4 protein-coding genes are annotated in these 7316 nt (G+C 72.0%); 2 read left to right on the forward strand and 2 right to left on the reverse strand.

All coding sequences use genetic code 11. The features are described from left to right. Positions 1-402: 402 nt before the first annotated feature. Positions 403-1572, forward strand: a complete 1170-nt coding sequence (locus IBL26_RS17375) for a M20/M25/M40 family metallo-hydrolase (protein WP_187785776.1) — start codon at positions 403-405, stop codon at positions 1570-1572. A gap of 58 nt (positions 1573-1630) precedes the next feature. On the opposite strand, the gene IBL26_RS17380 is transcribed toward IBL26_RS17375, so the two are convergent. Together IBL26_RS17380 and IBL26_RS17385 are read right to left on the reverse strand one after the other, a co-directional pair. Beyond that, on the reverse strand, positions 1631-2797 hold the full coding sequence (locus IBL26_RS17380) for an MFS transporter (protein WP_187785777.1): 1167 nt from the start codon (positions 2795-2797) through the stop codon (positions 1631-1633). Between the two features lie 143 nt (positions 2798-2940). Beyond that, complete coding sequence (locus IBL26_RS17385) at positions 2941-4635, reverse strand: methyl-accepting chemotaxis protein (RefSeq protein ID WP_187785778.1); 1695 nt, start codon at positions 4633-4635, stop codon at positions 2941-2943. A 176-nt stretch (positions 4636-4811) separates the two neighbouring features. Between IBL26_RS17385 and IBL26_RS17390 the strand changes: the two genes are divergently transcribed. Beyond that, positions 4812-7316: helicase-related protein (locus tag IBL26_RS17390; RefSeq protein WP_187785779.1), on the forward strand; the 2505-nt coding region annotated here is incomplete at its 3' end.

Raw genomic sequence — 7316 nt, forward strand, 5'->3', positions numbered from 1 at the left:
TTCTTTTTCTGCAGTTTTGGCAGCTCTCCCCGGGCTGTAGGGGCGTGCCCTGGTGATGGAAACAGGCACGAGAGCTGGACCATCGGTCCGCGCACCTCGTTGCCGCCCCGCTTCAGATCGAAACACCTGCTTCGCAGTCGCACCAGAGCACTCGAAAAAGCAAAGGAAGGGGATCGGGGAATTCTTCCCCGGCCTTCCGCTGATCTTCCTTCTCATCCGCCCAAACCGACCATTCCCGGCCGCCCGGACCCCCTTGCCGCATCGGCCCGGGCATCGCAGGCTCGTCACCTCACCGCCGGAACCATGGCCGCCGCCGCTGCCGGATGCGGCATGGACCAGCCTGTCTTTGTCCCGCGTAATGCGCGCCACCCTCGGCGCCACGCCCAGCAGGAGCACCACCCCATGGATGCAGCGACGCCGAATGCCCCCTCCCCCAACGCGGACCGGGCCCTCGCGCTGCCCTTCACGGCGGAGGCGCTGCTGGCCGCGATGCGTCCTTGGGTGGAGCAGGAAAGCCCGACCTTCGACGCCACCGCCGTTAATGCCATGATGTCCCTCGCCATGCGGGACATGGCGCTGATGGGCGCGCAGGTGGAGCGCATTCCCGGCCGCCTGGGCCTGGGCGATTGCGTCCGTGCCCGCTTCGCGCCCCCCGGCGCCCCGGCCGGCGGCATCCTGATCCTGGCGCATCTGGATACGGTGCATCCGGTAGGCACGCTGGCGAACGGCCTGCCCTTCCGCGTGGAAGGCGACCGCGCCTTCGGCCCCGGCCTGTTCGACATGAAGGGCGGCACCGTGCTGGCGCTGCAGGCACTGGGCGCGCTGGCCAAGGCCGGCATCCCCACCAGCCGCCCGGTGACGGTGCTGCTGACCAGCGACGAGGAGATCGGCAGCCCCTCCACCCGCGACCTGATTGAGGCCGAGGCCGCCCGCCACCAGGTGGTGCTGGTGCCGGAGCCGGGGCGCGCCGACCATGGCGTGGTCAGCGGCCGCTATGCCATTGCCCGCTTCAACCTGCGTGCCACTGGCAAGCCCAGCCATGCCGGCGCGCAACTCTCCGCCGGCCGCAGCGCGGTGAAGGAGATGGCGCGCCGGATGATCGCCATCGAGGACATGACGACCGAGGCCTGCACCTATTCCGTCGGCGTCTTCCATGGCGGCCAGTGGGTGAACTGCGTGCCCACCTTCTGCGATGCCGAGTCGCTGAGCATGGCCAAGCGCCAGGCGGATCTGGACGCGGCGGTGGAGAAGATGCTGGCGCTGAACGACACCAGCGGCGATGTCCGCTTCGAGGTGAAGCGCGGCGTCACCCGCCCGGTGTGGGAGCCGGATGCCGGCACGATGGGCCTGTATGAGCTGGCGCGCGGCCTCGGCGCCAAGCTGGGCCTGACCATCGGGCATGAGAGCGCCGGCGGCGGCTCGGACGGCAACTTCACCGGCGCCATGGGTATCCCGACGCTGGATGGGCTGGGCGTGATGGGCGGCAACGCGCATACGCTGAACGAACACGTGCTGATGGATAGCCTGGTGCCCCGCGCCCGGTTGCTGGCCGGCCTGCTGGCCAGCGTCTGACCGCACGGGGCCGGGGAATCCCGCTTCCCCGGCCCTGCCGTTCGCCAACGCTACGCCTTCAGGGTGTCTCGGCCGGCTCCGCCACCGGTGGGCGCAGGCCCAGCGCCACCGGCACTGCCAGCGCGCAAAGCGCCGCCATCAGCCAGAACACTCCGCCGCCGAAATTGGCGTAGAGCGGGCCACACACCAGCGTCAGCAGCGCCGTGGCGACGCCGACACCCAGGCTGGCGTGCAGGGATTGCGCCGTCGCCGCCTGCCCCGGCGGCACCAGGCTGATCAGCAGGCGCATCGAGGCCAGATACTGCGCGCCGAAGGTCAGGCCATGCAGCAGTTGCGCCACCGCCAGCGCCGGCAACCAGACCGTGCCGGCCAGCAGCCCCCAGCGCACCACCCCCGCCACCGCCGCGACCAGGGAGAGGCCGCGCAGCCCCAGCCGTTCCACCAGCGCGTGGCCGAAGGTGAACAGCAGGATCTCGGCGATGACGCCACCGGCCCATAGCAGGCCGATGGTCAGCGGTGCGTGCCCTGCCGCCGCCCAGTGGATGGCGCCGAACGCGTACAGTGCGGCGTGGCTGCCCTGCACCAGGGCCGAGACCAGCATCAGCCGCCCCAGCCCCGGCAGCGCCAGCACGGCGCGGAAACTGCCGGGCCGCGCCACGCGCACCTCGCCCGTCCGCCGCAGCGTCAGCGCCGCGAGGGCGGAGAGCACCAGCATCAGCGCCAGCAGCACCGGCACGATATCGTAGCCCTGCCGCCCCACCAGCCAGCCCGCCAGCGCCGAGGCCAGGATGAAGGTGGCCGAGCCGACCGCGCGCACCCGGCCGTAGTCGAACAGCCCGCGCCTGGCGGCGGCAAGCGTGACCGTCTCGCTCAACGGCACCAGCGGGGCCAGGACGGTGCTGTACATCAGCTGCGCCAGCAGGATGCCGACGACGCCCGCCGCCAGCAGAAAGCCGCAGGCCGCCAGGGCGGAGGCCGCCGCCGTCGCTGCCAGCAGCAGGCGCGGGTCGTGCAGCGAATCGGCCAGCCGCCCCGCCATTGGCCCTACCAGCAGGCGCACGGCAGAACCCAGTGCCAGGGCGACCGAGACCTCCCCCGCATCGAGGCCACGAGAGGTCAGGAAGGCCGGCAGAAAGGGCTGGAACACCCCGACCACGGCATAGGCGGCGCCCAATAGCGCCGCGTGGCGCAAGGCATGGGAGGTCGAGGCAGGAGCTTGGCGCATGAGCCCCGCCAGCCTGCCCCAGCCCCGCCGGCAGGACCAGGGGCCAGTCGCTGGGGCGAGGTGCTTCAGTGGGTGCTGCGGTCACGGCGCACGTGCCAGGCCTTCACCTCGTCACGCCATTCACGGTTTCGGCTCCGGTCCCATCATCGCCCGTCCGCCGCCGTGCGCGCCAGGAAGCCATCCACCGCGCGGCGCAGTTCCGCGCTGCGCCCCTGTAGCCCATCGGCGGCGCCGGAGAGGGTGACAAGTTCCGCCCGCGTGCGGGTGGCTGCGCCCTGCACGTCGGCGCTGCGCTGGGCCACGGCATTGGTGCCCTGCGCGGCGGCGGCGGCGGCGCGGGCAATCTCCTTCGTCGCGGCGCCCTGCTGCTCCACCGCCGCGGCAATGCCGGCGCTGATGCGGTCCATCTCCGCGATGGTCGCGGCAATGCCGCCAATGGCCTGTACCGTGGCGCCGGTGGCCTGCCGCATCGCCTCGATCTGCCCGCCGATCTCCTCGGTCGCCCTGGCGGTCTGGCTGGCCAGGGACTTCACCTCGCTGGCCACCACGGCAAAGCCCTTGCCGGCCTCGCCCGCGCGTGCCGCCTCGATCGTCGCGTTCAGCGCCAGCAGGTTGGTCTGTCCGGCGATGTCGCCGATCAGCCGCACCACGTCGCCGATGCGGGCGGCGGCGTCCGTCAGCCCCTGCACGGTGCGGTCGCTGTTGCGGGCGGCCTCCGCCGCGCCGGTCGCGGCCTGGGTCGCCTGCGCGGTCTGGCGCGCGATCTCCTGCACGGCGGAGGCCATTTCCTCGGCCGCCGCGGCCACGGTGCGCACTTCCTGGGCGGTGCCGCCGGCCGCATCCGCCACCGCGTGCCCGGCATCCTCGCCCACTTCCGCCGCCTGCATCAGCGCCTGCCGCGCCCCGCCCACCGATTCCGTCGCCTGGAACAGGCCGGACATGGCGCGGTCCACTTCCTGCCGGAAGGCGGCGACGGCGCTGGCATACAGTTCCGCCTGTTGCGCCCGCTGCTCGGCCTGATGCCGGGCGCCGGCCTCCACCTTGCGCGCCTCACTCAGGCTCTGGCGCAGTTGCTCGGCGCTTTGGGCCAGGGCACCGATCTCGTCGGTCCGTGCGGTGCCGGGCACGGCAGCGCCCAAATCGCCCTGCGCCATGCCGCCCAGCCGCGCTCCGGTGGCCGAGAGCGGCCGCAGGATGCTGCGGCGCACCACGAGCGGCAACACCACCCCCAGCACGCCAAGGCCGGCCAGCGCCACGATCACCAGGGTCCACGCCGTCTGCCGCGCTTCCGCCTGCGCCGCCGCCAGGTCGGCCGCCGCGCGCGCGCCGGCGCTCCGCTCCGCCTGTTGCAGCAATTCGTTGAACTGGCGGCGCACGGCCCGGTTGGCCTCGTTATTGCCCAGCCGGTCCGCAGCCTGGTGGCCCTCGGCCACGGCCACGCGGGCCACCTCCTCCCGGAACCGGGCGAATTCGGCGGCGGCGGCGGCCATGCGGGCGAACTCCGCCTCGCCCTCCGGCCGGACGAGCGGCCGCCACTGGCCGATCTCGCCCTGCATCTGCCCCAGCACCTCCTGCAGCCGGGACGCCGCCCGCTGCCGCCCAACAGGGTCGGCGGTGAAGTACAGCAGGCGGCTCTCGGCCACCGCCTCCATCACCTCGGCATTCACCCGCTCCGCATGCCAGGCGGCGGAGAGGGAGCGGTGCAGGTTCCGCACGTGCTCCTCGCCACGCGAAAGGCCATGGAAGGCCAGCAGGGCAATTCCCAGGGCCACCAGCCCCGCCAGCCCCATCAGGGCGTACAGGCGCAAGGCGAGCGACGATGCGAGCCAGCGGAGCATTGGCGTTCCTTCCCCCCGCGCCAGCCATTGGCGCGCTACGCCCCGCACTAGCCTGGAATTGCCTTTCGGTCGGTTAACGGCCCCGCGCCGCACGCCCCCCGTTGCCAAGCACCCCCCATTGGCGCCACACACTGGCTGCGATGTCAGCCTTCGTCCCCACGAACTCGTCCGCCTCGATGTTTCCGGCCCGCGTCAAGGCCATCCTGGGTCCGACCAATACGGGTAAGACCCATTTGGCGATCACCCGGCTGCTGGCGCATGCGTCCGGTATCATCGGCTTCCCGCTGCGTTTGCTGGCGCGCGAGAACTATGACCGCATGGTGGCGGCCAAGGGGGCGCGCTACGTTGCCCTGATCACCGGCGAGGAAAAGATCGTCCCGCCCGAGGCCAGGTGGTTCGCCTGCACGGTCGAGGCCATGCCGCTGGACCGCAAGGCCGAGTTCGTCGCGGTGGACGAGATCCAGCTCTGCGCCGACCCTGACCGCGGCCATATCTTCACCGACCGGCTGCTGCACGCGCGCGGGCTGGTCGAGACGATGTTCCTGGGCGCGGAGACCATCCGCCCGCTGCTGCAGCGCCTGGTGCCGCAGGCGGAGATCGAGACCCGCCCACGCCTTTCCCAGCTCGAATACGCCGGCCCGGCCAAGCTGACCCGCCTGCCGCCGCGCAGCGCCGTCGTCGCCTTCTCCGCCGCCGAGGTCTACGCGATCGCCGAGGCCATCCGCCGCCGGCGCGGCGGCTGCGCCGTGGTCATGGGCCGCCTCTCACCCCGCACCCGCAACGCCCAGGTGGCGCTGTACCAGAACCGCGAGGTGGATTTCCTGGTGGCGACCGACGCCATCGGGATGGGGCTGAACATGGATGTCGACCATGTCGCCTTCGCCAGCACGCAGAAATTCGACGGCCACCGCCCGCGCCCGCTGACGGCGCAGGAAGCCGCGCAGATCGCCGGCCGCGCCGGGCGCGGCATGCGGGACGGCAGCTTCGGCGTCACCGCCGACTGCCCGCCACTGGCGGAGGAGATCGTCGCCAAGATCGAGAACCACCAGTTCGAGGCGCTGACCACCCTCGCCTGGCGGAACTCCTCGCTGGATACCAGCAGCATCGACGCGCTGCTGGACAGCCTGGCCCTGGCACCGAACCAGCCCGGCCTGTCCCGCGGCAACGACGCGACGGACCATATCACGCTGGAAGCCCTGTCCCGCGACCCGGATGTGCGCCGGCTGGCTTCCTCCCGCGCCCGGGTGCGGCTGCTGTGGGAAGCCTGCCAGATCCCGGATTTCCGGAAGCTGGCGGATGACAGCCACACCCGCCTCGCCGCCAAGATCTTCGGCCATCTCGCCGAGGATGGCTCGCTGCCCAATGACTGGGTCGCCAGCCAGATCGCCCAACTGGGTAACATCGAGGGCGACCTCGATACGCTGATGTCACGCCTTTCGGCTATCCGGGTCTGGACCTACGTGGCCGCCCGGGCCGATTGGGTGCGCGATGCAACCCGTTTCCAGTCCGAGGCCCGCGCGGCCGAGGACGCCGTTTCCGACGCGCTGCATGAGCGCCTGACCGCCCGTTTCGTCGACCGCCGCGCGGCTCACTTGATCCGCAGGCTGGACGAGACGGAGGAAGAGCTGCTGTCCGCCGTCAATCGTAAAGGAGAGGTGGTAGTGGAAGGCCATCCGGTCGGTCATGTCAGCGGCTTCGTGTTCGAGCCGGATGCGACAGTCGCCAATGAGGACGAGCGTAAGCTGGTCATGCGCGCGGCGCGCCGCGCCCTGGTGGGCGAAATGCCCCGCCGGGTCGATGCGCTGGAGGCGGCGAAGGACGAGGAATTCTCCCTCATCCCCACCCACCGCATCGTCTGGGACGGCGCGGAGATTGCGCGGCTGAAGCCCGGCCCGACGCCGGACAAGCCGCAGGTCGAGCCCCTGCCCAGCGAGTTCCTGGACGGCGCCCAGCGGGAGCGCATCCGCGCCAAGCTGGCCACCTGGCTGGAAGCGATGCTGGCGAAGGAATTCGCCGCCCTCGCCACGGTCGAGGAAAAGGCGGCCGAGGACAACACTCTGCGCGGCCCCGCCTTCCGCCTGCGGGAGTATCTGGGCCTCGTCCCCGGTGGCACCGAAGCCGACATCAACCCGGAGCTGCGGCAGAAGCTGAAGGCCATCGGCATCCGTGCCGGGCGCTTCGCGCTGTACCTGCCGGAAGTGCTGAAGCCGAAGCCGATGGCACTGCGCGCGCAGCTCTGGGCGCTGAAGGCCGAATGCATCGTGCCGACGCTGCCGGGTGGCGGCCTCGTCTCCATCCAACCGCCGGAAGGCTGGCCGCGCGGCTTCGCCGAGACCATGGGCTGGGTGCAGGCCGGCCCTGTGCTGCTGCGCCTGGACGTGGCGGAGCGCGTGGCCGGCGAGTTGGGCCACCTGACCCGCCGTACCCCCGCCATGTTGCCGCCGGACGTCGCCAGCCGCCTGGGCGTGAAGGCCGATGCGCTGCCGGCGGTGCTGGCCACGCTGGGCTTCCGCCTGCTGCCGGTGGATGCCCTGGCCGAGGACGCCTTCGGCCCGCCCAGCCCGACCATGGTCGGCGCCCGGCGGGAAGACGGGCATCGCGGCCGCCACGGCCAGCCACGCCACGGCCGCCCGCAGCGTGACCGCCGGCCCCAGCCCGCCGCCGCCGCGCCGCAGGATGGC

The organism is Teichococcus aerophilus (assembly GCF_014490485.1).
In the GTDB taxonomy this organism is placed as follows: Bacteria; Pseudomonadota; Alphaproteobacteria; order Acetobacterales; family Acetobacteraceae; genus Pseudoroseomonas; species Pseudoroseomonas aerophila.